Raw genomic sequence first — 24,819 nt, forward strand, 5'->3', positions numbered from 1 at the left:
GCCGCGCGGCCGCATCGGTCTGCGGCCCCGCGACCCGTATGCCCATGCGAAGCCGAAATTCCCCAGGCTGTCGGTCACGCGCGAGCGCGTAGACGCATTCCCATACGCGACCAAGGTCGCGGCGATTGCCCGCCAATCGCATACGACCCATGCAGCAAATCGAACTCTCCGAGATGACCGACTCGAGCAACGCCGCGCAGCGAAGCGTCCCTAAGCGCGCTCGGTCCGATCAGAACGTATAGGTGATCTTGCCGAACGCGCTGCGGCCGACCGTGTTGTAACCGTAGGCCGTCATGTATTGCCGGTCGAACAGATTCGACAGCAGCGCCGACACCGTCAGATGCGAATTGATCCGGTACGACGCACGCAGGCTCACGGTCAGGTACGACGGCAGATAGGTCGCGTTGGCCGGATCGTCGAACGTCGTGCCGCCGTACAGCAGCGATGCACCGGTGCTCAGCGCATGCAGATGCAGTTCGTCCCACGTGTGATCGACGCTGACGCTGACCGTCTGACGCGGCCGGCGGTTCAACCATGTGCGATTCGTCACGTCCTGCGGATTCAGGAAGCCGACCGCAACGCTGACAGGCGTCGAGCGGCCGAGCGTGCCCTTGTACGACAGATCGATCCCGCGAATATGCGCGCGGCCGATATTGATCGGCCCGAACGTGACGGGATCGTATGCGATCAGGTTGTGAACGCGCGTGTCGTAGAGCGCGGCCGTGAACGTGCCGATCGCCGTGTTCGCGTCGAGCGCGGCTTCGACCGAATTGCTGCGTTCCGGGCTGAGCCGCGGATTGCCGTAACCGGGGTAGTACAGATCGTTGAAGGTCGGCAGCCGGAACGCGTTGCCGTACGACACGCGCGCGGTGTAGACGGGCGTGATCGCCCACGCGAGCGCCGCGTTGCCGGTGTTCACCGCGCGGCCGGCGATGATCTCGTGACGGCCGGCCATGAACATCGTGACCTTGCCGAGCGTGATCGACTGATGCAGCGAGAACGCGGAGTCGTTGCGCGTCGGCACGCCGCCCGCCACGTCATTCGGCAGGAATGCCTGCTCGCGCGTGAAGTCGTACGCGAGCTTCGTCTCGCCGGCCAGCGGCTGCCCGAACAGCGTGAGCCCGCGGGTCTGATGCGTCAGCGACGTCGACGTGCTGATTCGTTGCGAGTCGATCCGGTCGGTCGCGATGGTCCGATCGCCCGCATAGAAGAACTGCCGATCGTTCGCATAACCGAAGGACTGATCGAACTGCGTGTCGGGCGTGATGTCGACGTGGAGCGATACGCCGGTCGTCAGCTGATGATCGAGCTCGCGGTTCGCGCCGCCGGCATTGTCGTACGACAGATCGGAGCGGTGATAGAGCGCGAACGTCGAGACCGACCAGTTGTCGCGCGCGTAGCCGAGCCGCGCGTCGACGTCCTGCGCATGGTACGGATTGCGGCCGTCCTCGTGACCGTATGCGAACGGCCGCGTCGCGTCGATGCCGGCCGTCGCGTAATCGTGCAGGCCGAGCGAGTAGGTGAGGCCGCCGAGCGCGGCGAGCGGTCCGGTCGACGGCACGGTGCCCGACGTGCGCAGCTGCGTGTCGAACGTCTTGTTGGAGCCGCCGCCGAACGATACCGTCGTGCGGTTCGGCTGGTTCGACGCCCGGCGCGTGAACAATTGCACGACGCCGCCCATCGCGTTCGCGCCGAACGATGCGGCGGCCGGCCCGGAAATCACCTCGACGCGTTCGAATGCCTCGGTCGGCAGGTCGGACCACGGCGCGATCCCGGTGGTCGGCGAGCCGATCCGGATGCCGTCGACGAACACCGCAACCTGGTTCGCCGACGAGCCGCGGATGCTGACCGACGCGGTCGAGCCCGGACCGCCGTTCTGCGACACCGTGACGCCCGGCAGCGTCGCGAGCGCCTGCGTGATGCTTGGATCGCTCGGCGACAGGCGGTCGAGATCGTCGCGCGTGAGCACCTGCGTGCTCGCATAGCGGCGATCGAACGATTCGGGCAGATGGCGCGTGTCGGTAACGGTGATGGCCGGCAGCGCGGTGTCGTTCGACGGCTGCGCCGGCTGCTGCGCCGCGCCGTCGCCGGCGGCGTGCGCGAGCGGCGACAGGAACGCGGTGATGCTGGTCGTGGCAAGGAGATGTCGGAGATTCATGAAGCGTGAGTCGTTATCGTGATGCGGGCGTGGCGGCGACGTGGGCGCAGGGCGCGCCGCTGTCGCGCGGCGGTGGCGTGGCCCGGCGAGGCCGGCACGTGTCGCCGAACCGGGTGCGCGCGGGCGCGCGAACGCGCGCGCACGGCAGCGTGCGTGCCGTGCGCAGGCAAACGGATGCGGAAGCGGTGGACATCTGACGGATCCTGAGGTCGGGCCGTCCTTGCAACGGGCGACCGCCGGCGGCGGCGCTTGCGCATCGGGACACCCCGCCCGTTGCGGCTGCTTGGACCTCGGTCGATGGCTGGTCTCCTGGCTCGCGGGTCGCCGCCCGGTGCCCGCCTTCCCGGTTTCCCAGTGGCGCGAAGGGCACGGACTCGCCGCTTACAGTTGCGGGGGCAGCCGCAGATTCCGGCGTGCGCCGTCACTGCGTTCCCATTTGATCCCGTCTCGCGGGAACCATCAGCGCGCAAGGGTAAGGGGCAGGGCTTTCGCGCGTCAATCTTTCATGCACGCACCGGCGCGAAAAAACCACGCGCCGCGGCTTGCAGCGAGGCCGCGTTTCCGATGCGGCGTGCGACGCGTTTGGTATGACGAATCGTCGAGGGATGCATGCGACGACGCGCGCCGGCGCCGTTGCGCTGTCCTGCTGCGCGCCCGGATAATGACGCGGCGCGCGCCGTGCGCGCAGGAGAGGCCCATGCAATTTCCGACGGGATCCGTGACCGCGCTCAGTTCGGCCGCCGCGACGATGTTTTCGATGGGCATGCTGTTCCTCGGCTACTGGGGGCTGCACGAGCAAACGCCATGGCAGTTCGGCGACTATGTCGTGATCGCGCTTGCACTTTCCGGCTTCGCCTGCCTCGGGAGCGTGCCGTTTTTCGCGACGTCGCCGATGAAGCGCGCCGACGACGAAACGCAGATCGCCGTCGCGCGCCGCGTGTTCCTCAGCGGCGCGATTGCGGTGTGGTGCAGCATCCTTGCGTCGTTGATCCTGTAGCGCGCACCGTTAGCGCGCCCGACTGCGTCGGCCGTCAGCGGCTTGCGCCGAACACGTGCGCCTGGATCTTGCCGTCCACCGGCCCCGCACCGAACCGCTCGGCAATCGCCTCCGTGCATGCGGTGGTCGCGTCCGACAGCGTGTCGGGACCGATCGCCTCGAGCTCGCTGCGCAGCGGCGTGCCGTGGCAGTAGGCGATCGCCGGCACGCCGGGCGTCGCCGCGCGGCTGTGCGCCGGCACCGTGTCGCAATACAGCAATGATGAAAAGCCGGCCGCACGCACGTCGGCTTCGACCGTCGCGCGATCGTGGTAGCCGTGCGGCACGCGCGCGAGAAAGGTGGGCGGACGATCGGGGTAGCGCCGCGCGAGCGTCTGCGTGACCGTATCGGCAAATTCGTTTTCGGCGAGCCGGTCCCACACGTTGAACAGCAGCGTGCCGCCCGGTTTCAATACGCGGTGCGCTTCGGCAAATGCGCGCGGCTTGTCCGGGAAAAACATCGCGCCGAACTGACAAATCACGAGATCGAAGCTCGCGTCGCCATACGGCAACCGCTGCGCATCGGCCTGTTGCCAGACGACCGGCCGGCACGTGCCGACTTCCGCCGCGCGGTCGAGCATCGGCCGGTTGAGGTCGGTTGCGACGAGCGTTGTGCCGTCCGGCAGCGCGCGGGCCAGCACGCGCGTCAGCGCACCGGTGCCGGCCGCGAGCTTGAGCACGCGCGTCGGCGCGATGATCGCGGCGCGCTTGGCGAGGTCGATCGCGTATGGCTCGAACAGCAGCGGCACGAGCAGCGTGTCGTAGAGCGCCGGGATCGAGCCGGCGAACAGCGTGTCCGCATCATGGGGTTGCATCGTTGCCGCCTTGCGCGACATGCGCGCCGTTGGACGAGCCGGTTCTCTCAGCGTAGATCGCACCGTTGCGCGCGGCCACGCTCGTTTTCCTGCATCGACGTGCTGCGTGTGTCGGTACGCGCGCGTATGCACGCGGGACGCCCAACGAGCGAGCCGGGCACGCATGATGCAGATTCGACTGCTGCGAGCTGCGTCGCTGCTTGCAAGGGGCGGACGAACGCGCCGATACCCGCGTTCGCCGTATGTGCGCTTACAGATGCGCAGCGCCGTGCGAGCGGCCGGACGGATCGCCGCCGCGATCGGGCGGCGTATTGTTCTGATCGATCTTCGCGAGCACGAAGCGCGGCGCGGGCAACGCGCGCGACGTGCACGGCGCGGCGGCGCACGGCGAAGCGAGCGCCGCACCGGACGGCACGGCGGCCGGGTGAGCGAACGCCGACAGGGAAGCGGCCGTCAATGCGGCGGCGACGATCGCATGCGTGTTCATGGCAACTCCTTCACGACGGACTGCGGGGATACCTCGTCAGTCTAGGTCGCGAAACTTAACGCGACGTGAAGGATGCGTTGCCGCTTCGCTCAGCTTTGCGGCCGGCTCGCGAGCAATGCGCTGAACGCGTCGAGATCGACGTTGCCGCCGCTGATCACGATGCCGACGCGCTTGCCCTTCAGTTCGTCCTTCATGCGTCGCGCGCCGGCGAACGACAGACAGCCGGTCGGCTCGACGACAATCTTCATACGCGCCGCGAACAGGCGCATGCAGTCGACGAGGTCGTCGTCGGTCGCCGTGAGGATGTCGTCGACGTCGCGGCGGATGATCGGAAACGTGATGTTGCCGAGATGCTGCGTCTGCGCGCCGTCGGCGATCGTGCGCGGCGTGTCGATGTGGACGATCGCGCCCGAGCGGAACGATTGCTGACCGTCGTTGCCGGCTTCCGGCTCGACGCCGTACAGCCGCGCGTCCGGCGACAGCGCGCGCGTGGCGAGCGCGGTGCCCGACAGCAGACCGCCGCCGCCGAGCGGCGTGAATACCGCGTCGAGCGGGCCGACTTCGTCGAACAGCTCCATGGCAGCGGTGCCCTGACCGGCGATCACGTCCGGATGATCGTACGGCGGAATCAGTGTGAGCCCGTCGCGTTCCGCGAGTTCGCGGCCGATCTGCTCGCGATCCTCGGTGTAGCGGTCGTAGGTGACGACGGTGCCGCCGTAGCCGCGCGTCGCGGCGATCTTCGCGGCCGGCGCATCCTGCGGCATCACGATCGTCGCCGGAATCCCGAGCATGCGAGCGGACAGCGCGATCGCCTGCGCATGATTGCCCGACGAAAACGCAACGACGCCGCGGCGGCGCTGTTCCGCATCGAAGCGCGAGAGCGCGTTGAATGCGCCGCGAAACTTGAACGCACCCATGCGCTGCAGGTTCTCGCACTTGAAGAACACCTGCGCGCCGAGCGCGTCGTCGACCGTGCGCGACGTCATCACAGGCGTGCGGTGCGCGTGGCCGGCAATTCTCGCCGCCGCGGCGGCAACGTCGTCGAAGCTGGGGAGGGGCAATGAGTTCATGAGTCGCTCGAGTGAAAGAGTCCGTCAACAGCCGGGCACGGCGGCATGCCGCGTCCGCGCATCATTTCGCATCGTTGTACACCGTCGCGCGCGACACGCCGAGATGCTGCGACACGATCTCCATCGCGCGCCGGATCTCGAGCAAGCCGTCCGCCTTCAACGTCTGCATCAGTTCACGACGCTGCTCCGTCTTCAGCTCGCGCGGCGTGGCGGCAAGCCGCGTCGCGAACGCGTCGATCCGCTGACGGATCGCATCGGCGCCCGCCGGGTCGAGCGTGTCGGCCACCGCGTCGCCGTCGGTGCTGCAGAATTGCGTGAGCATGTGCTGAAAGCCGCGGAACAGCGTGACGTCCGCATTCAGGCACAGGGCGGCCACGTAGCGCCCGGTCGAATCCTTGATGCCGATCGAGGTGCTTTTCGCCGTGCGGCCGTCCGCGAAGCGGTTGGGGTAGTTGGCGAGCACAGGCGGGAAATCGTCGTCGGCGATGCGCGCGAGCCCGAGTTCGGTGGCCGGATCGCCGATCGCGCGGCCCGACAGATTGTTGTGAATCGCGAGGATCGCCTGCTTCGGCGTGCGCAGATCATGCACGACGACTTCGGTGAACGGCGCGAACATCTGGCCGAGCCCTTCGGCGATGCGCTGCACCTGTTCGATCAGCGAGGCCTGCTCCGATTTCAACGACACCGCCGATGCGGCGGGCCGGCCGCTCGTGCGCTTCGCTTGCGCAGCGGCGGACGTTCGCGCTTTCTTCTTCATCGGCGCACGCTGCATGTAAACGACGAGATTGCCGTGCGCACGCCGGCATGAAAACGTGCGCCGGTTCCGTTCGGCAGGCTACACATAGAGTGCAAAGCTGGGCGATCGTGCATGTCGGTCCGGCAGCATGAAAGGGGAGTCGCAACGCGCGGCCACGGGGGATCGATACGCGCGATTCTCTCGACTTGACAGTTCGTCCAAGTATAGACGTTTTGTCACGACGTGCAAAATATCGCGCGGTGCGCAGCGATTCGTTTCGTCGATGCCAGGCGACGTCGACGGCGACGCGCGAGTAACGCGATAGCGTGGTCAAAGAGATGCGTGTTACTCCCGATTGTCTGTCGGGCCGCTTTGATCGGGTCCGCCCGCGCGAGATGTTTGTGTACGCAACCTAATTCAGGGTTTGCCTGAGTAGCGAAAACACGGACAAGCGACGCGCGTCGACGTCGCGCATGCAGTCGCGCGCCACAGGCCGAAATTGCCGCGTCCGCGAAACCCTTGTGGGACGGACGTTCAGGCCGTGGCACGTGCCGTGCGGCGCGCAGCGATGCAGTAAAAACGACCGATAAGCAACGCGCGTGCCGACGGTTCGTCGGATTTGTTTCTTGTTGCAACGCAACGCGCGGGCCAAATCGGCGATGGTATGCTGGCCGTCATGGAGTTGTTCGGCAGGTTGCATGCATGGCGAAACTCGCGTTCGCACCCTCTCAAGAGACTTCACTTTCTCTCGCACGCCTCGCGGCATCGACACGCGCTGAATCCGCGCGCTCCGACCTGCGCGTCGCCGCATCCTGCCCTCCGCACGCATTCCGCATCTCGCGGGCCTCGCCCGCATCCCCGATCCCCGCCCAATAAATCTGGAGACATCATCATGTCGCACAACAATCTGGCCGAAGCGACACACGGCCCGCTGATCGCTCCCCCCGCTTTCGTCAAACACCGCAAACTGATCGACTGGGTCGCGCGCATCGCCGAACTGACGGAGCCCGAACGCGTCGTCTGGTGCGACGGCTCGCAGGCCGAATACGACGCGCTGTGTCAGGCGATGGTCGATCAGGGCACCCTCAAGCGCCTGAATCCGGCGAAGCGCCCGAACTCGTATCTCGCGCAGTCCGATCCGTCGGACGTCGCGCGCGTCGAAGACCGCACGTTCATCTGCGCCGCGTCGCGCGACGACGTCGGCCCGACCAACAACTGGATCGCGCCCGACGAAATGCGCGAAACGCTCGACGGGCTGTTCCGCGGCTCGATGCGCGGCCGCACGCTCTATGTCGTGCCGTTTTCGATGGGCCCGCTCGGCTCGCCGATCGCGCATATCGGTGTCGAGCTGTCCGACAGCCCGTACGTCGCGGTGAACATGCGGATCATGACGCGCATGGGACGCGACGTGTACGACGTGCTCGGCGAAGACGGCGAATTCGTGCCGTGCGTGCACAGCGTCGGTCATCCGCTCGAGCCCGGTCAGCAGGACGTGCCGTGGCCGTGCAATCCGGTCAAGTACATCGTGCATTTCCCCGAGACGCGCGAGATCTGGAGCTTCGGCTCGGGCTACGGCGGCAATGCGCTGCTCGGCAAAAAGTGCTTCGCGCTGCGGATCGCATCGACGATGGGCCGCGATCAGGGCTGGCTCGCCGAGCACATGCTGATCCTCGGCGTGACGTCGCCGGCCGGCAAGAAGTATCACGTCGCGGCCGCGTTCCCGTCCGCATGCGGCAAGACGAACTTCGCGATGCTGATTCCGCCGCAGGGCTTCGACGGCTGGAAGGTCACGACGATCGGCGACGATATCGCCTGGCTGAAGCCAGGCACCGACGGCCGGCTCTACGCGATCAACCCGGAGGCCGGCTATTTCGGCGTTGCGCCCGGCACCGGCGAGAAGACGAATCCGAATGCGCTCGCGACGCTGAAGGAAAACGTGATCTTCACGAACGTCGCGCTGACCGAAGACGGCGACGTCTGGTGGGAAGGGCTGACCGACACGCCGCCGGCGAAGCTGACCGACTGGCAAGGCAATACGTGGACGCCGGAAATCGGCAAGGAAACCGGGCGCAAGGCCGCGCATCCGAACTCGCGCTTCACCGCGCCGGCCGCGCAGTGCCCGTCGATCGACGCCGACTGGGAGAACCCGGCCGGCGTGCCGATCGATGCGTTCATCTTCGGCGGACGCCGCTCGACCACGGTGCCGCTCGTGACCGAAGCGCGCGACTGGGTCGAAGGCGTGTACATGGCCGCGACGATGGGTTCCGAAACGACGGCCGCCGCCGCCGGCCAGCAGGGCGTCGTGCGGCGCGACCCGTTCGCGATGCTGCCGTTCTGCGGCTACAACATGAGCGACTACTTCGCGCACTGGCTGAAGCTCGGCAAGCAGCTGGAGCGCGCCGGTGCGACGCTGCCGAAGATCTATTGCGTGAACTGGTTCCGCAAGGACGCGGACGGCCGCTTCGTCTGGCCGGGTTTCGGCGAGAACATGCGCGTACTGAAGTGGATGCTCGATCGTCTCGAAGGCGAGGGCGGCGGCAGCGAGCATGCGTTCGGCGTGTCGCCCGCGTATGACGATCTGCACTGGGACGGCCTCGACTTCACGCGCGAGCAGTTCGACGCGGTCACGTCGATGAACGCGGAAGAATGGCGCGAAGAGCTGAAGCTGCATGCGGCGCTGTTCGATACGCTGAAGCTGCGGCTGCCCGCTGAACTGACCGACACGATGAAGAAGATCGAGCAGCGTCTCGACGCCTGACGATCCGCATCGTCCGCGACGCCCCGCTGCCGGCACGGCGCCGGCAGCGGGGCGTTTTTTTCAGCGACACGAAAGGCGACGCGTTGCGGCGGCGGATCTGAGTGCTGCGCGAAGCGGCGCGCGATGCCCGGCGAGCCGCTTCGTCGATCGTGCACGCGCGGCACGAGCGCGGGTGCTCAACCGAGATCGAGCGCGTTCGTCAGATCGCCGGGCGGCGTCGCGCCGCGTGCGGCAAACGCCTGGTTGCGCGCGACAATCCCGTCGAGCGGCGCGAGGCCGTGTACGCGGCTGATGAAGCGCAGGATCGAGTTCGTGTCGTACAGCGTGTGGTCGACGTAGCCCTTTTTCGCCAACGGCGCGATCACGAGCGCGGGAATCCGTGAGCCGGGGCCCCAGCGGTCGCCGACCGGCGGCGCGACGTGATCCCACCAGCCGCCGTTCTCGTCGTGCGTCATCACGATCACCGTGTTCTCCCACTGCGGCCCGCGCCGGATGTGCTCGATCACGGTCGCGATGTGGCGGTCGCCCGACTCGACGTCCGCGTAGCCCGCATGCATGTTCAGGTTGCCCTGCGGCTTGTAGAACGCGACGGCGGGCAGGCGGCCCGCGTCGATGTCGGCGATGAAGCGGTTCGTCGACGGATCGTCGCCGAGCCCTGCATCGCGCAGATGCCGGCGGCGCGCTTCGGTGCCGGGCGCGTAGTTCGCGAAGTAGTTGAACGGCTGGTGGTGGTACTGGAAGTCGGGCACCGTGCCCGTGTCGCGATGCTCGAGCGCGTACTGCCACGCGCCGCTGTACCACGCCCAGTCGATCTGCTTCTCCGAGAGCCGGTCGCCGATCGTCGCGTAGACCTGGGGCGGCAGCACGCGATGGTCGTCCGGATCGGCGAACGCGGGGTTGCCGTTCGCCGGCGGCGGCACGTAGCTCGGCTGGTACGGCGGCGCCATCGTGTTCACGCCGTAGCCGTCGGGCGTCAGCGGGCCGTCGGCGACGAACTTCGGCGGGCCGTCGAGCGCCGACGCCGGCGAATCGGCGGCCAGCTTCAGCCGCGTGCCGGCCGGATCGTCGCCGTCGAGCACCGACAGCAGCTTCGCCGCGTGCGGATGCTTGTGCGCATCCGGGTAGCGCGGCGGCTGTGCGCCGATCAGGTACATATGGTTCAGCCAGGAGCCGCCGAATGCGGCCATGAAGAAGTTGTCGCACAGCGTGTACTGCCGTGCGAGGTTCCATAGGCGCAACGTGTCGGCCGAATTGCGGTAATGGCCCATCACGAGGCCGCCCGAGTCGGCCCATGCGGCGAACTGGTTGTTGCGGCCTGCCGCGATCTGCATCTGGTTCTGATAGAAGCGGTGCCACAGGTCGCGCGTGATGACGCCGTTCGGCAGCGGCTTGCCGTCCTTGTCCGTCAGCGGGAACGGCGCGTTCGGCAGCTTGTCGATGTCGCGCTCGCCGATCATGTAGCGCTTGCCGTTCACTTCCTGCGCCTGCGGCACGAGGCCGCCCCAGATCTTCGGCAGCACCGGCAGCGGCGTCTTGCCGTCGCGGTCGAGCTGCTGCGCCTGCTCGGGCGACACCGCGCTCAGCGGATACCGCACGCCGGGGAAATCGCCGTAGAGGTTCGCAAAGCTGCGATTCTCCGCGTAGATCACGACGATGTGGCGCACATGGTGGCGCAGCGCTTCGTCGACGCGCAGGTCGGCCGCCGAACGCGGCGCGCCGCCGGGCGCGGTCTCGCAGCCGTTCAGTGCGAGGCCCGCACCGAGCGCGGCGAGGCCGCCGAGCACACGGCGGCGGTCGGGATCGTCGGGAAGGTCGTCGGGGCGATCGGGGGTGTCGTTCACGTCGTGTGCTCCTCGCGGGTTGGGATGTCGTTCGATGCGCCGGCGTTCGGCCGACGCCGCGCGGTCGCGGCCGCCGCACCGGGCGGCCGTTGTCATGAAATTGTCATGAACGCGACTATAGCGCGACGGCGCCCGGCAGCGAAAGGCGCGCGCGCCGTGCTGCGGCCGCGCATGCGCGACGCGCGTGCGCGAACTAGACTGGAATCGACGCGCCGCGCGTCGCAACGGGCGGCCGGCGCGAATGCCGCGCGGCGGCGCAGGCCCGCGGCGACGCCGCGGCGTCATTGATGCGACGAAACGAAACGACGACGAAGCGCACGACGTGCGGCTTCGCCGCGCATGCCGATGCCATGGACAGGAAATTCGACTACCCGGGGCTGCTGATCGCGGCGGGTTTCTTCGTGCTGTTCGCCGCACAATTGCTGACGCTGCGGCCGGCGTCGACATCGATCGCGTACAGCGATTTCCACCGGCTCGTCGATGCGCGCCTGGTCGACGATCTCGAGATCGGCTCGGCGTCGATCTCGGGCACGCTGCGCATGCCGCAGGCGGCGGCGATGCTGCCGGCGTCCGACGCCGATGCCGCGAAGACGGCCGGCGCGCCGTGGCGCTTCACGACCGAGCGCGTGCCCGACGAGCGGCTGATCGATACGCTGACGGCGGCCGGCGTCCGCTATCGCGGCGCGCCGGATACGAGCTGGCTCGTCTCGCTCGCGTCGTGGCTGCTGCCGCTGGCCGCGTTCGTGTTCGTCTGGACGCTGATGCTGCGACGACGCGGCGGGCTGCAGGATTTCACGGGGATGGGCAAGAGCCGCGCGCGCGTCTACGTGCAGCAGGAAACCGGCATCACCTTCGACGACATCGCCGGCATCGACGAAGCGAAGGCCGAGCTGCAGCAGATCGTCGCGTTCCTGCGCAATCCCGAGCGCTATCAGCGGCTCGGCGGCAAGATTCCGAAAGGCGTGCTGGTCGTCGGCGCGCCGGGCACCGGCAAGACGCTGCTCGCGCGCGCGGTGGCCGGCGAGGCCGCGGTGCCGTTCTTCTCGATCAGCGGCTCGGCGTTCGTCGAGATGTTCGTCGGCGTCGGCGCCGCGCGCGTGCGCGATTTGTTCGAGCAGGCGCAGCAGAAGGCGCCGTGCATCGTGTTCGTCGACGAGCTCGATGCGCTCGGCAAGGTGCGCGGCGTCGGCCCGATGTCCGGCAACGACGAGCGCGAGCAGACGCTCAATCAGCTGCTCGTCGAGATGGACGGCTTCCAGGCCAATTCCGGCGTGATCATCATGGCCGCGACCAACCGGCCCGAGATCCTCGATCCCGCGCTGCTGCGTCCGGGCCGCTTCGACCGGCATATCGCGATCGACCGCCCCGATCTGAACGGCCGCCGGCAGATTCTCGGCGTGCACGTGAAGCGCGTGAAGCTGGCCGCCGACGTCGATCTCGGCGAGCTTGCGTCGCGCACGCCGGGCTTCGTCGGCGCCGATCTCGCGAACGTCGTGAACGAAGCCGCGCTGCATGCGGCCGAGCTCGGGCGCGCGGCGATCGGCATGGACGACTTCGACGAGGCGATCGACCGCGCGATGACGGGCATGGAGCGCAAGAGCCGCGTGATGAACGAACAGGAGAAGACGACGATCGCCTATCACGAGGCCGGCCATGCGCTCGTCGCGCAGTGCCGCGCGCACTGCGATCCCGTGAAGAAGGTGTCGATCATTCCGCGCGGTGTCGCGGCGCTCGGCTACACGCAGCAGGTGCCGACCGAGGATCGTTACGTGCTGCGCAAGAGCGAGCTGATGGATCGTCTCGACGTGCTGCTCGGCGGGCGCGTCGCCGAAGAGCTCGCGTTCGGCGACGTGTCGACCGGCGCGCAGAACGATCTCGAACGCGCGACGGCGATGGCGCGCCACATGGTGATGCAGTACGGGATGAGCGAGCGGCTCGGGCTCGCGACGTTCGACGACGGCGACGGCCGCACGGGAACCGCGAATGCCTGGCATCCGGGCGACGGCCGTTGCAGCGAACATACCGCGCGCCTGATCGACGACGAGGTGCGCACGCTGCTCGCCGATGCGCATGCGCGCGTCGCGGCGACGCTCGGCGAACGGCGCGACGCGCTCGAGCGCATCGCGCGCCGGCTGTTGCAGTGCGAGGTGGTCGAGCACGACGCGCTGCAGGCGCTGATCGACGGTCGCGCCGACCCGCCGGCCGGCGCCGGCGATGCGGGCGCCGCGACGCTCGGCCCGGCGCGTGCGCCGGAACGTGCGTCGGCAGTCGAGCGCGAATTCGTCGCCTACGGGCCGCCGCGCGAGCCCGATCGCTGAAGGCGTTCGCCTTCGAGGCGGCCGCCCGTCGCCGGTCGCCGCCGGCTGCGCGCGTCGCCGCATGTGGCTCGCCGGTCGCGCGAGCGATGCCCGCGGCGCCGCGATGCAGCGGTCTTCCTGTTCTTCCTTGCCTGACACGGAGTCGCCATGAGCGAGGCGCACGTATCGATCGATGTCGCGCAGCGCGCGCGTTTCAGTTTCGAAGTGACGTTTGCCGGCACGACGCTGGCGCCGGTCCTGACCGACGAGCCGCCGCCGCTCGGCGAAGGCCGCGGACCGAACCCGGTGCGGCTGCTGGCGGCGTCCGTCGCGAGTTGTCTCGCGGCGAGCCTGCTGTTTGCGCTTGAGCGGCAGCGCGTCGATCCTCAGCCGGTCGGCGCGCATGTCGACGTGGACATGGTTCAGGACGATACGGGCGCCGTGCGCGTCGGCGCGATGGCGGTGCGCCTGTCGGTCGGCCGCACCTGGGCCGAACTCGCGACCTCGGCGCAGGCGCTCGAGCGCTTCGATGCGTATTGCGTGGTGACCGAAAGCGTGCGGGCCGGCATTCCGATCTCGATCGACGTGCGCGACGCGAACGGTGCGTTGCTGGTCAGCGAACAGACGGGGACGTAAAGCCGCGACGCGGCGACGCGGCGAGCCGGCGATTGAAAGCGGACGAAGCAGACGAGCCGAACGAAGCAGGCGCGTGACGCGCGACGCACTACGTCGCGTCGGCGACTTCGGCCGCTTCCGCGAGCGCTTCGAGAAAGCGCTTGCGCCACCACTGCACGTCGGTGCGCCGCAGCGTCGCCATCAGCGCCGCATGACGCTGCCGGCGTTCCTCGAGCGGCATCGCGAGCGCGCGCTGGATCGCCTGCGCGGTGCCTTGCGTGTCGTACGGGTTCACGAGCAGCGCTTCCTTCAGCTGCTCGGCCGCACCGGCGAAGCGCGACAGCACGAGTACGCCGGGGTCGGCTTCGTCCTGCGCGGCGAGGAATTCCTTCGCGACGAGATTCATCCCGTCGCGCAGCGGCGTCACGAGCGCGACGCGGCTTGCGCGATAGAGTCCCGGCAGCCGCTTGCGCGCGACCGTGCGATGGATGTAGCGCATCGGCATCCATTCAAGCTCGCCGTAGTCGCCGTTGATCGCGCCGCAGAGACTGTCCATCTCGCGGCGCAGATCGTCGTATGCGCCGAGATCCTCGCGGCTCGGTGCGGCGATCTGGATCAGCGTCGCGCGATTGCGGTTTTCCGGATACTGTTCGAGCAATTGCCGAAACGCATGCACGCGCTGCGGCAGCCCCTTCGTGTAGTCGAGCCGGTCGACGCCGACGAGCAGTTGACGGCGCGAATACTCGTCGCGCATCCGCTCGAACATGTCGATGCCGTCGCGATCGTCGGCAAGCGCCGCGAATTCGTCGACGTTGATGCCGATCGGAAACGCGCCGGCCGACAGCGTGCGGCCGAAGGCGCGCAGTCGGCCGTCCGCGAGGCGCGCGGCGCCGGCTTCCGCTTCGACGTAATGCTCGAAGTGCAGCAGGTCGGCCTCGGTCTGGAAGCCGACGAGGTCGTACGCGAACAGCGAGCGCATCAGCCATTCGTGCTCCGGAATCGCGGCCATGATCGGCGGCGGCGGCACCGGAATGTGCAGGAAGAAGCCGATCGGATTCGTGCAGCCCATCGCGCGCAATTCGGCCGCGAGCGGAATCAGCTGATAGTCGTGAACCCACACGACGTCGTCGGGCCGCAGCAGCGTGCGCAGCCGACGCGCGAACAGCTGATTCACGCGCCGGTAGCCGTCGGCGAAACGGCGGTCGAACTGCGCGAGGTCGAGCCGGTAATGGAACACCGGCCACAGTACGTTGTTCGAGTAGCCGAGGTAGTACGCGTCGTAATCCTGTGGATCGAGATCGATCGTCGCGAGCTGAATGCCGCCGACGTTCTGGATCTGCACGTCGTCGCCGTGTGCGGGCTGCGCGTCGGCGCTGCGTAGCTTGCCGCTCCAGCCGAACCAGACGCCGCCCGTTTCCTGCAGGCTGTCTTTCACGGCGACGGCGAGACCGCCGGCCGCGGCTTTACGGGGATCTGCAATGCGATTCGATACGACGACGAGACGGCTCACCAGCTCTCCTGACGGTTGTTGAGGGAAAGGTCGTGCGGCCGGGCGGCAGCGGATGCCGCCAAGGTCGCGACGCGCGCGACGGGACCGCAGTACGGTCGGACCGGAGCCAGGGGCACGCGGCTCGCAGCCCGAACGAGGAGTGCTTTTTTAGGATACTCGCCAATCGTCCGTTTTAAAAGTCTGCATCCATACGCGCACGCCGCGCGGACGTGCCGCGAGGCGTGCGATACAGGCACGGGACCGGAATTTGCTCGCCGGTTCCCCGCGTTATGCGGCGGCCGTTTGCCAGCGCTGCGCGGCGCGCGACGCACTGCTGCCGTCGCTCGCTTGCGCAGGCGCGCCGGCCGGCATCCGGAACGCGGCGACCGTCTGCGACAGTTCGCGTCCCTGCGCGTCGAGCGACTTCGACGCAGCGGCCGCCTGTTCGACGAGCGCCGCGTTCTGTTGCGTCGTCTGATCCATCTGCGTGATCGTCAGATTCACCTGTTCGATGCCGCGGCTCTGCTCGGCCGACGCCGCCGCGATTTCGCCCATGATGTCGGTCACGCGCGCGACGGCCTGCGTGACGTCGGCCATGGTCTTGCCGGCTTCGTCGGCGAGCGCCGAGCCGTCGCGGACCGTCTGTACCGACGCGCCGATCAGCGCCTTGATCTCCTTCGCCGCGGTCGACGACCGCTGCGCCAGGCTGCGCACTTCGCTCGCGACGACCGCGAAGCCGCGCCCCTGTTCGCCCGCACGCGCGGCTTCGACGGCCGCGTTCAGCGCAAGGATATTGGTCTGGAACGCGATGCCTTCGATGATGCCGGTGATGTCCGCGATCTTCGAGGAGCTGTCGCCGATCTCCGTCATCGTCTCGACCACGCGGCCGACCACCGCGCTGCCGCGCTGCGCGACGTCGGACGCATTCGCGGCGAGCGCGCTCGCCTGCTGCGCGTTCTCCGCGTTGAGCCGTACCGTCGACGTGAATTCCTCCATCGTCGCGGCCGTCTCCTGCAGCGACGCCGCCTGCTCCTCGGTGCGCTGGCTCAGGTCGAGGTTGCCGGCCGCGATCTCGCCGACCGCATGCGCGATGCTGTTCGACGAGTCGCGCACGCGGCCGACGATGTCGATCAGTCGCGCGTTCATCGTGCGCAGCGCATCGAGCAGGTCGCGCGTCTCGTCGTTGCCCGTCACGGCGATGCGACTGCCGAGATCGCCCTGCGCAACGGTGCGCGCGACGTCGACCGCGACCGCGATCGGCGCGGTGATCCGGCGTGTGATCCACAGGCCGCCGCCGATCGCGAGCAGCAGGGAGCCGATGCAGATGCCGGCGAGCAGGTTGCGTTCGCGCACGTAGCGATCGCCGAACGACTCCGCGATCGCGTGTTCGCGTTCGCGCGTATAGGTTGCGTACGCATCGGTCGCGCGCACGAGCTGCGCGAGCAGCGGCCGGCAGCGGTCGTCGATGTCGGCGGCCGCCTCGTCTTTCCTGCCGCCCTGCGCGAGCGACACGATGTTCAGCGCGACGGGGCCGTAGCTGCGCTCGATGCGCGCGATGGCGGCCACCAGTTCGCGCGCGCGATCGGTCGTATCGTGCGCGTTCGCGATCAGCGCCTGCAGTTTGGCGATGCGATCCTGCACGTCCTTGTGCGCGCGCTGCACGTCGGCGAGTTCGAGTTCGACGTCCGACGGCTTCGTCACGAGCACGAGATTGCGCGCGGCGATCGCGCGCCGGTCGACGGCCTCGCGAATCTGCTCGGACAATTGCGCACGCGCGCTGATGCCGTTCATGTAGCGGAAGAATTCGTCGTTGGCGTTGGACAGCGCATTGAGCGCCATCGCGGACACGATGACGACGATGGCGGCGAGCATGCCGAAGCCGCCGAGCAGTTTTGCCTGGATGGTTATTCTGGTGATTTTCACAATGGCCCTCTTGCGCGGGTGGGGAAACGGAATTCGGCCTTGGCAGGCCGATGCCGCATTTAACGGGTATTGGGAGCCATTTCTTTACCCGTCGAAACCCTGATTTTTATTTCTATTAATTCAAGCGCGATTCGGCAACGCCGTGCTGCAACGCACGGTTCGTGCGCCGCGAGGCAATCACCGGCGATTGGTTCGTTTCATATCCGGATAATGCGACCCGTTTTGTTGCATTTGGCAAAACCGGTATTCGTCGTTGAATGATTGCCGTTCCGATTCGCTCGATCGACGAATGCCCGGTATTGCATGGCCGATATGACGCGAATCGGAACGGCGCGCGCAATCAGAACGTCGTACGCAATCCGGCCATCACGCTGCGGCCGCCTTGCGGCGCAAAGCCGCGCACGACGGAGGTCGCGTAACGGATGTCCTGGTTCGTCAGGTTGTCGCCGCGCAGATACGCGAGCCAGTGCGTCGCGCCGACGCGGAACTTGTACGTCAGCACCACGCCGAGCGAGGTATAGCCGGCGGTCGGTTCATCGTCGGCGGGCACGCGATGCTGCGACCACGCGTGCGTGAGCTGCGCGCGTGCGCCGAACGGGCCGTAGCCGTAGTCGGCCGCGAGCGTCGCGCGCAGCGGTGCGATGCGCGGCAGCGGCTCGCCGGTGTCGACGTTGCGCGCATGCGTATAGTCGGCCGTCAGCTCGAGGTCGACCGTATGGCCGCTGTGTGCATAGACGCGATACTTGCCGTCGAGCTCGATGCCGTAGAACTCCGCGCGCACGCCGCGATAGACGGCCTCCGCGAGCGCGTCCTCGGTGCCGCGCGGGACCGGCTCGCCGTCGCTGTCGACGATGCGTCCGGTTGCGTATTCGGCCAGATAGTTCGAAAAGCGGTTGTAGAACACGCCGACGCTGCCGCGATTCGGTCCGCTCGCATAGCGCAGCGACAGGTCGGTCGACACGGCCTTTTCCTTCGACGCATTCGGATTGCCGATCAGGTACTGCCCCGTCGCATCGTGCGGGCCGTTCGAATAGAGCTCGTAGAACGTCGGCGCGCGTTCGGTGTAGGCGACGTTGGCGGCGATCGACCAGGCAGGTGTCAGCGAAAACAGCGCGCCGGCCGACACGCTGCCTGCGTTGAACGTGCGCGATTGCGCGCCCGCGAATTTCTCGACGCCGGCCGGATCGGGATCGACGTTCACATGCTCGATGCGTCCGCCGAGGCTCAGCTTCAGCGCCGGATCGACCTGCCATTCCTCGAGGCCGAACAGCGCGACGCTATTGGTGCGCGTCGACGGAACGAGCGTTTCGTCGCCGAGCGCGGAGAACGTATTGCCGCCGAACTGCACGCCGATCGCGCCTTCGAGCGGCCCAAGCTTGCGGTGCCGCGCCTCGATGCGCGCCTCGTAGCCGCGATTGCGGAACGTCGTCGCGGTTTCGCCGTTGTCGACTTCCTTGTGGCGGTAATCGGTGTAGGCGAAGTCGAATTTCAGCGTCGAGAACGGCCCCGGCAGGTTGCGAGCCTCCGACGCGAAGGCGAGGCGCTCCTGACGCATGCGCAGCCGTACGTCGTCTTCGGCGACCGATCCGTAGTTCGATTCGTAGCCGCTGTACGACAGGCCCGCGAAACCGTCGGCCCACGTGTACGACGCGCCGACCGCGCCGCCGTGCACGCGGCCGTCGCTGTTCGGCACGCTGCCGACCGGCTGCGGCGTGTCGGGGCCGTCGAGCGCGCGTTGCGTATCGCTGCGCGCATAGCCGGGAATCCGCAGCTTGCCGGTTTCGCGATCGAATGCGTCGACGTGGAACGCGAAGCGGCCGTTGCCGCCTTCGACCTGCGCGGCGCCCGCGCGCGTGGCGTTCGCGCCGCCGTAGCGGACGTCGAGCGTACCGGTCGGGCCGTCGATCGCCTCGCGCGGGATCCGGTTGTCGATCGTGTTCACGACGCCGCCGATCGCGTTGCCGCCGTATAGCAGCGCCGCCGGGCCGCGCACGATCTCGACGCGCTCGATCGACAGCGGGTCTTCCGGCACGGCATGGTCGTACGAAAGCGACGACGCATCGTAGGCGGCCACGCCGTTCTGCAGCAGCCGGATCCGGTCGCCGTCCATGCCGCGCACGATCGGGCGGCCGACCATCGGCCCGTACGTCGTGGTCGACACGCCGGGCAGGCCGTTCAGCGTTTCGCCGAGCGAATCGGCCTGGCGGCGCAGCAGCGCATCGCCCGACAGCTGCGTGGTGGGCGCGATCAGTTCGGCGTCGCCGAGCGGATTCGCGGTGACGAAAATCGGCGCGAGCGGCGCGCCGCTCGAGGACGGCGACGTCGCGGTTGCGGGCGTGTCGGTTTGCGCATGCGCAAGGGCGGCGAGCGCCATCAGCGAAACGGGCGAGAGCGGGCGGAGCGGAAGACGAGGGAGACGTGGAAGACGTGGGAGGTCGCGCATGGTCGAGGAGTCGGTTGAAGTCTGTCGGAATCGGATCGGGGGCGAGCCCGGCGCGCCGCGAATCGGTTTCATATCGATACGATATATTGTTGCGTTTGCGGCGCGCAGTGACCCGCTGGAACATCGCTCGATTCGGCCGACACACCGGTCAGGCGGGCATCGGACGGTCGAGATCGTGAATGATACGTTATATCATTTCGGGTTCCAAGCCGGCCGAACGGACAATGCCCGACAACGTCGCGCGATGCACGGCGAGCGGATAGAGGAGGAGGCGGGGAAAGCGGGGAAGGCGGACGGCGGCCGCGTCGGAAACCGAGCGGCCGCGCGTGGTCGAATGCCGGGCGGACGACCGCCGCGCGACGGCCTGCATCGCGGCGGCGGCGGCGCGGCCCGTACGCCGGCTTACGGCGCGAAGAACACGTCGGTGCGGTTCGTCAAATTGCCCGAATTCGTCTGCACGAACAGCGGATGGAACGACGACGACGGCAGCACGTCGAGCCCCTGATAGTCGCCGATGAAGAATCCTTCGGCGTACGGCGCGAGCATCATGTCGAACGGCCCGCCGACGCGGCGCTCGTCGACGAACGTCGCACCGCCGTCATGCGACACCTTGCGCCAGAAGCCGGTCGGCAGCGTCGTCGTGTTGCCGGTCTGCAGGTCGCGGAAATCGTAGTACGTGACCATCACGGTGCCCGCATTGTCGACGCGCACCGACGGGTTGAACGCCGGACGCCCGGTCGGGGTGTTGATCTGCAGCGGCGCACTCCACGTCGCACCGCCGTCTTTCGACGTCGACAGCGCGATCTCGTCGTACTGGCCGCCGTTGAAGCGGCTGTCCTGCCACACGACGTACAACTGCCCCGACGCCAAATCGATCGCCGGCTCGGGAATGATGTCGCCGGTGCGCACCGGCGCGCCGGTGTTCGGATCGGTGACGCCGACCGTCTGCAGTCCCGCGATCACCTGCGGCTTGCTCCACGTCGCGCCGTCGTCGGTCGATTTCACGAATGCGACCTTGCCGGCCGCCTTGTGGAACGGCGGCTGGATCAGGTCGAAGAAGTCATACAGCGTGCCCGTCTTCGGATCGACGACGATCTGGTTGCCGATCGTCTGCTGACGCGACGCAACGGGGACGATCACCTTCGCGGGACTCCACGTACGGCCGCCGTCGACCGTCTTCGAGAAGAACGTCGGCCCGCGATACGCGGCCGTATGCAGGTTCGCGTACGGGTTGCCGTTCGGCAGTTCGAGCCGGTCCCACACCGCATAGGCGGTGCCGGCCTTCACCGGGTTCGCGGTCACCGATTCCTTGTCGTTGAAGAACTGCGTGGTCGGCTCGTCGTTCGCGATCAGCACGGCCGGGCTGCTCCACGTTTGCCCGCCGTCCGTCGATACCGACGCGGCCACCGCGTTGCTGTTGTTCGACTGGTTGAACGAAATCGATACCGAGTACGCGGTGCCGTCCGGCCCGAACGACACCCATGGATCGGAGGCGCGCTCGTACTTGAGCCCGCCGGGCGCACACGCGCTGAACGGCTGCGGCGTGCGCGCCCACGTCGCGCCGCCGTCGAACGTGTAGCCCGCGACGAGCCCGTGCGCGCCGCCGTTCGACCAGCGGTCCTGCTGCCATACGCCGATCATGTTCAACGGATTGGCCGGGTTCACCGAGAGCCAGGGTTCGACTTCGGCGTTCACGTAGTTGGTACCGGGGCCGCCGATCGTGCACGCCGCGAACGGACTCGGTCCCGATACGACGACCGGGTCCGCGTGCGCCGCGGCGGCGGCCGCGCAGGCAAGCGCGGCGGACAGACGGGTGACGAGCGAGTGAGGCACGGTGATGCGTCGCATGGACTGCTCCTCATTGACGTGCGGCGGCGACGGCGCGGCCCGACCGATCGACGACGCGACGCGCGTGCGCAGGCAACGGATGCCGCGCAGCGGATCGCCTCGTATCGTTCGGGGAAACCGTTTCAGCCATCGCAAGCCGCGTACGCTGGATACCGCCAGCGCGTCGGTCGAGACACCTTTTCGTTTTCTTTGCCATCGGCCCGGCGTGCGATACCGACCGCCGTCGAAGCCCGTGCAGACATCCGACGATTGCGTCGAAGTGGTTGCAATGTAGGCGATCCGCGCGCGGGGCGAGAGGCGATTTTTGTAACAGCGCGTGCGCCGGCAAGCGTTGCCGGATGCGGCGCGCACGCGCGCGCAAAACTTACCGCGGCGCACGTCGAACATGCGATGAAATCGAATGAAGAACGCGAATCGGAATCGCTTCCGGTTGCGATGAAACGCGCGTGGCGCAGCGCGGAGGACGCGCGCATCGATGCATGCGCACGCATCGATGCGCGGTTCAGTACGACGGCAGTCCCGGCGGATTGGTTTCGGCACGCGCGATCGCTTCGCTCTGCAGCCCCCATCGCGCAAGCGCCTGTCCGTAGCGGCCGCTCGCGATCAGCGTGTTGGTCGCGAGCGTCAGCGCGGGTGCAAGCCCGCTGCCGCGACGCGTCGCGATCGCGACGTCCGCATTCGCCGGCCAGCCCGCATTGACGACGCCGACGCGCCGGATCTTGCCCGTGCGCGCGGCTTCGTAGGCGAGCGATGCGTTCGGATTCAGCTCGGCGTCCGCACGGCCCGACAGCAGCGCGACGCGCGCGGCCGCATCGTCGTCGAAGTACAGCAGCTCGGTCGCCTTCAGGCCGTGCGCGACGTTGCGCCGGCTCCATTCGAGCAGGATGTGCTCCTGGCTCGTGCCCGCGCCGGTGATGATGCGCAGCCCGGCGACGTCCTTCGGTTCGGCGATCGCGCGGATCGGGCTGTCGGTGCGCACGTAGAAGCCGTGCAGCCCGAGCCGGTACGTCGTGAAGTCGTACTTCTCCTTGCGCTTTTCGGTCACGCCGATGTTCGAGATCACCGCATCGTACTTCCCCGAAGTGAGGCCGAGCGGCCAGTCGGCCCACGCGATGGGCACCAGCACCAGCGTGCGGCCCAGCGCGTCGGCGACGAGCTGCGCATAGTCGGGATCGGCGCCGACGACCGTACGTGCATCGGTCGCGTAGGTCGACACGGGCGGCGCATGCGGCGAAATCGCCACCGTGAATGCGCCGTCGCGCACCCATCGGTAGGTACTTGCCGCGCGGATCGCGGCGTCGTCGCGCGGCGCGCGCACGCGGCCGGGCTGGCGTGGATCGAGGTCCGCGGTCGCGGCGACCGCGTGCGCCGCGCGCCACGGCGCGCAACCGGATGCCGCGGCGAGTGCGGCGGCGATGAACTGTCGTCGGTCGATCGTCATGTCGTCGGGTTCGATAGCGAATGGATCGCACGCCGCAGGCGTTACAGCACGTGCGACAGGAACGCGCGCGTGCGCGGATGCGCGGGCGCGTCGAGCACGACGGCCGGCGGTCCCGCTTCGACGATGCGTCCGCGTTCCATGAACAGCACGTTGTCGGCGACTTCGCGCGCGAAGCCGATTTCGTGCGTGACGATCACGAGCGTCGTGCCGGAGCGCGCAAGTTCCTTGATCACGTCGAGCACTTCGTTGACGAGCTCCGGATCGAGCGCGGACGTCGGCTCGTCGAACAGCAGCACCTTCGGTCGCAGCGCGAGCGCACGCGCGATCGCGACGCGCTGCTGCTGGCCGCCCGACAGCTGGCGCGGATACGCGTCGGCCTTGTCGGCGAGGCCGACACGCGCGAGCAACGCGCGCGCGGTTCGTTCCGCCGCCTCGCGCGTCGCGGTGCCGAGCGCGAGCGGCGCTTCGATCAGGTTCTCGAGCACCGTCAGATGCGGGAACAGGTTGAAGGTCTGGAACACCATCCCGACCGCGCTGCGACGCTTCAGCACGTCGCGCTCCTTCAGTTCGTGCAGCACGTCGCCGTCGCGGCGATAGCCGATCAGTTCGCCATCGATGTCGATGATGCCGTCGTCGACGCGTTCGAGATGATTGATCGTGCGCAGCAGCGTCGACTTGCCCGAGCCGGACGGCCCGACGATCACGGTCACGCTGCCGCGCGGCGCGACGAACGACACGTCGTCGAGCACGCGCTGCGTGCCGAAGCGTTTCGATACGCGATGCACGGTCACTTCGCCGCCGGGCTGCGGTACGACCGCGTCGTCGCCGGCGCCGGCGGCCGGCATGCCGCGGCGTGCGACGACACGCCGCCACAGCGCGCCCGCGCGTGCGAGTACGAACGTCAGCGCGGACGGCGGCGGATTGCGCAGCGCGCCGCGCGCGTAATGGCGTTCGACCTGCACCTGGATCGCCGACAGCACGGTCAGGATGATCAGATACCAGACCGTCGCGACCATCAGCAGCGGAATCACTTCGAGATTGCGGCGATAGATGACCTGCACCGTGTAGAACAGCTCGGGCATCGCGAGCACGTACACCATCGACGTGCCTTTCGCGAGCACGATCAGATCGTTGAACGCAGTCGGCAGGATCGCGCGCATCGCCTGCGGCAGCACGATGCGCGCGGTCTGCCGGCCGTGCGGCAGGCCGAGCGCGGCGGCCGCTTCGAGCTGTCCCTGATCGACCGAGAGAATGCCGCCGCGGATCACTTCCGCGGAAAACGCCGCGTGATTCAGCGTGAGACCGAGTACGGCCGCCGCGAACGGACTGATCAGGTCGGTCGTCGGCGTGTCGAACCAGACGATGTCGGTGAACGGCACGCCGAGCCGCACGTGCTCGTACAGGTAGCCGAGGTTGTTGAGGATCAGCAGCAGCACGATCAGCGGGATCGAGCGGAACAGCCAGACGAACGTCCATGCGCTGGCCGACAGCAGCCGCGAGCGCGACAGCCGCGCGAACGCGACCAGGGCACCGAGCGCGAAGCCGAACAGGGCGCCGAGCAGCGTCAGCACGAGCGTGCGCGCGAGGCCGGACAGCACGGGCGGCGACAGGAACCATTCGGCGAACACCGGCCAGCCCCATTGCGGGTTCGTCAGGATCGAGTGCAGCGCGAGCGCGATCAGTGCGAGTGCGAGCACGGTGCCCGCGAGGCTCGAGCGGTGGCGTGCGGGCACGATGCGCACGCGCGCGCCGGCGTCGCGCGGCGCGCTGGAAGGCAGCGGCGGCACGGCGCCGCCGAGATGGGTCGTATCGCTCATGTCGATGCGGGGTCCTCGAATGGGTCGTCGTCGAATCGGTACGTCG

17 protein-coding genes and 1 riboswitch are annotated in these 24,819 nt (G+C 68.0%); of the genes, 5 read left to right on the top strand and 12 right to left on the bottom strand.

The features are described 5' to 3' along the window. The coding region (locus ACSHSS_RS05435) for a hypothetical protein (protein WP_445544661.1) at positions 1-214 on the top strand (214 nt) is incomplete at its 5' end. 15 nt (positions 215-229) lie between these two features. On the opposite strand, the gene ACSHSS_RS05440 is transcribed toward ACSHSS_RS05435, so the two are convergent. Next, entirely contained in the window at positions 230-2,158 is a 1,929-nt protein-coding gene (locus ACSHSS_RS05440) for a TonB-dependent receptor domain-containing protein (RefSeq protein ID WP_217112358.1), read from the bottom strand. A 282-nt stretch (positions 2,159-2,440) separates the two neighbouring features. Continuing rightward, a riboswitch (cobalamin riboswitch) is annotated at positions 2,441-2,634 on the bottom strand. Positions 2,635-2,855: 221 nt separating this feature from the next. On the opposite strand from ACSHSS_RS05440, the gene ACSHSS_RS05445 reads away from it, so the two are divergent. Continuing rightward, positions 2,856-3,155, top strand: coding sequence for a hypothetical protein (locus ACSHSS_RS05445; RefSeq protein ID WP_054316589.1), 300 nt, complete (start codon positions 2,856-2,858; stop codon positions 3,153-3,155). Positions 3,156-3,189: 34 nt separating this feature from the next. Here ACSHSS_RS05445 and ACSHSS_RS05450 read toward each other — a convergent pair whose 3' ends face one another. From ACSHSS_RS05450 to ACSHSS_RS05465, 4 genes are all read right to left on the bottom strand, one after another. Next, positions 3,190-4,008 (bottom strand): class I SAM-dependent methyltransferase, encoded by an 819-nt coding sequence (locus ACSHSS_RS05450; protein ID WP_445544662.1) that lies wholly within the window; start codon positions 4,006-4,008, stop codon positions 3,190-3,192. 250 nt (positions 4,009-4,258) lie between these two features. Further along, positions 4,259-4,495: a hypothetical protein gene (locus tag ACSHSS_RS05455; protein WP_107997677.1), complete on the bottom strand. Its 237-nt coding sequence runs from the start codon at positions 4,493-4,495 to the stop codon at positions 4,259-4,261. Positions 4,496-4,584: 89 nt separating this feature from the next. Beyond that, complete coding sequence (locus ACSHSS_RS05460) at positions 4,585-5,565, bottom strand: threo-3-hydroxy-L-aspartate ammonia-lyase (protein ID WP_261542737.1); 981 nt, start codon at positions 5,563-5,565, stop codon at positions 4,585-4,587. Between the two features lie 61 nt (positions 5,566-5,626). Further along, positions 5,627-6,322 carry a helix-turn-helix transcriptional regulator gene (locus ACSHSS_RS05465; RefSeq protein ID WP_445544663.1) on the bottom strand — a complete coding sequence of 232 codons (696 nt, stop codon included), beginning with the start codon at positions 6,320-6,322 and terminating at the stop codon, positions 5,627-5,629. An 871-nt stretch (positions 6,323-7,193) separates the two neighbouring features. On the opposite strand from ACSHSS_RS05465, the gene ACSHSS_RS05470 reads away from it, so the two are divergent. Continuing rightward, positions 7,194-9,059, top strand: coding sequence for a phosphoenolpyruvate carboxykinase (GTP) (locus ACSHSS_RS05470; protein ID WP_445544664.1), 1,866 nt, complete (start codon positions 7,194-7,196; stop codon positions 9,057-9,059). Positions 9,060-9,235: 176 nt separating this feature from the next. On the opposite strand, the gene ACSHSS_RS05475 is transcribed toward ACSHSS_RS05470, so the two are convergent. Next, on the bottom strand, positions 9,236-10,900 hold the full coding sequence (locus ACSHSS_RS05475) for an acid phosphatase (protein ID WP_445544665.1): 1,665 nt from the start codon (positions 10,898-10,900) through the stop codon (positions 9,236-9,238). Between the two features lie 350 nt (positions 10,901-11,250). Between ACSHSS_RS05475 and ftsH the strand changes: the two genes are divergently transcribed. Together ftsH and ACSHSS_RS05485 are read left to right on the top strand one after the other, a co-directional pair. Then, complete coding sequence (gene ftsH / locus ACSHSS_RS05480) at positions 11,251-13,218, top strand: ATP-dependent zinc metalloprotease FtsH (RefSeq protein ID WP_445544679.1); 1,968 nt, start codon at positions 11,251-11,253, stop codon at positions 13,216-13,218. Positions 13,219-13,365: 147 nt separating this feature from the next. Next, positions 13,366-13,833 carry an OsmC family protein gene (locus ACSHSS_RS05485; protein ID WP_006397002.1) on the top strand — a complete coding sequence of 156 codons (468 nt, stop codon included), beginning with the start codon at positions 13,366-13,368 and terminating at the stop codon, positions 13,831-13,833. Positions 13,834-13,921: 88 nt separating this feature from the next. On the opposite strand, the gene otsA is transcribed toward ACSHSS_RS05485, so the two are convergent. The 6 genes from otsA to ACSHSS_RS05515 form a co-directional block, all read right to left on the bottom strand. Beyond that, entirely contained in the window at positions 13,922-15,322 is a 1,401-nt protein-coding gene (gene otsA, locus ACSHSS_RS05490) for an alpha,alpha-trehalose-phosphate synthase (UDP-forming) (RefSeq protein ID WP_006397003.1), read from the bottom strand. A 267-nt stretch (positions 15,323-15,589) separates the two neighbouring features. Further along, the gene (locus ACSHSS_RS05495) at positions 15,590-17,224 is read right to left on the bottom strand and encodes a methyl-accepting chemotaxis protein (RefSeq protein ID WP_445544666.1); all 1,635 of its coding nucleotides are present in this window, start codon (positions 17,222-17,224) and stop codon (positions 15,590-15,592) included. A 340-nt stretch (positions 17,225-17,564) separates the two neighbouring features. After that, the gene (locus ACSHSS_RS05500; RefSeq protein WP_445544667.1) at positions 17,565-19,598 is read right to left on the bottom strand and encodes a TonB-dependent receptor; all 2,034 of its coding nucleotides are present in this window, start codon (positions 19,596-19,598) and stop codon (positions 17,565-17,567) included. Between the two features lie 471 nt (positions 19,599-20,069). Next, on the bottom strand, positions 20,070-21,515 hold the full coding sequence (locus ACSHSS_RS05505; RefSeq protein WP_445544668.1) for a sialidase family protein: 1,446 nt from the start codon (positions 21,513-21,515) through the stop codon (positions 20,070-20,072). 502 nt (positions 21,516-22,017) lie between these two features. After that, positions 22,018-22,956, bottom strand: coding sequence for an ABC transporter substrate-binding protein (locus ACSHSS_RS05510; protein ID WP_445544669.1), 939 nt, complete (start codon positions 22,954-22,956; stop codon positions 22,018-22,020). A gap of 41 nt (positions 22,957-22,997) precedes the next feature. Then, on the bottom strand, positions 22,998-24,773 hold the full coding sequence (locus ACSHSS_RS05515) for an amino acid ABC transporter permease/ATP-binding protein (protein WP_445544670.1): 1,776 nt from the start codon (positions 24,771-24,773) through the stop codon (positions 22,998-23,000). Between the last annotated feature and the right edge of the window lie 46 nt (positions 24,774-24,819).

It is taken from the genome of Burkholderia sp. BC1 (genome assembly GCF_052683555.1).

What these genes read in the sequence shown, in the direction of transcription:
- ACSHSS_RS05500 (WP_445544667.1), bottom strand. Translation starts at nt 19,598, where the DNA reads ATGGCGCTCGCCGCCCTTGCGCATGCGCAAACCGACACGCCCGCAACC.
- ftsH (WP_445544679.1), top strand. Translation starts at nt 11,251, where the DNA reads ATGGACAGGAAATTCGACTACCCGGGGCTGCTGATCGCGGCGGGTTTC.
- ACSHSS_RS05455 (WP_107997677.1), bottom strand. Translation starts at nt 4,495, where the DNA reads ATGAACACGCATGCGATCGTCGCCGCCGCATTGACGGCCGCTTCCCTG.
- ACSHSS_RS05485 (WP_006397002.1), top strand. Translation starts at nt 13,366, where the DNA reads ATGAGCGAGGCGCACGTATCGATCGATGTCGCGCAGCGCGCGCGTTTC.
- ACSHSS_RS05470 (WP_445544664.1), top strand. Translation starts at nt 7,194, where the DNA reads ATGTCGCACAACAATCTGGCCGAAGCGACACACGGCCCGCTGATCGCT.
- ACSHSS_RS05515 (WP_445544670.1), bottom strand. Translation starts at nt 24,773, where the DNA reads ATGAGCGATACGACCCATCTCGGCGGCGCCGTGCCGCCGCTGCCTTCC.
- ACSHSS_RS05460 (WP_261542737.1), bottom strand. Translation starts at nt 5,565, where the DNA reads ATGAACTCATTGCCCCTCCCCAGCTTCGACGACGTTGCCGCCGCGGCG.
- ACSHSS_RS05440 (WP_217112358.1), bottom strand. Translation starts at nt 2,158, where the DNA reads ATGAATCTCCGACATCTCCTTGCCACGACCAGCATCACCGCGTTCCTG.
- ACSHSS_RS05510 (WP_445544669.1), bottom strand. Translation starts at nt 22,956, where the DNA reads ATGACGATCGACCGACGACAGTTCATCGCCGCCGCACTCGCCGCGGCA.
- ACSHSS_RS05465 (WP_445544663.1), bottom strand. Translation starts at nt 6,322, where the DNA reads ATGAAGAAGAAAGCGCGAACGTCCGCCGCTGCGCAAGCGAAGCGCACG.
- ACSHSS_RS05450 (WP_445544662.1), bottom strand. Translation starts at nt 4,008, where the DNA reads ATGCAACCCCATGATGCGGACACGCTGTTCGCCGGCTCGATCCCGGCG.
- ACSHSS_RS05505 (WP_445544668.1), bottom strand. Translation starts at nt 21,515, where the DNA reads ATGCGACGCATCACCGTGCCTCACTCGCTCGTCACCCGTCTGTCCGCC.
- ACSHSS_RS05445 (WP_054316589.1), top strand. Translation starts at nt 2,856, where the DNA reads ATGCAATTTCCGACGGGATCCGTGACCGCGCTCAGTTCGGCCGCCGCG.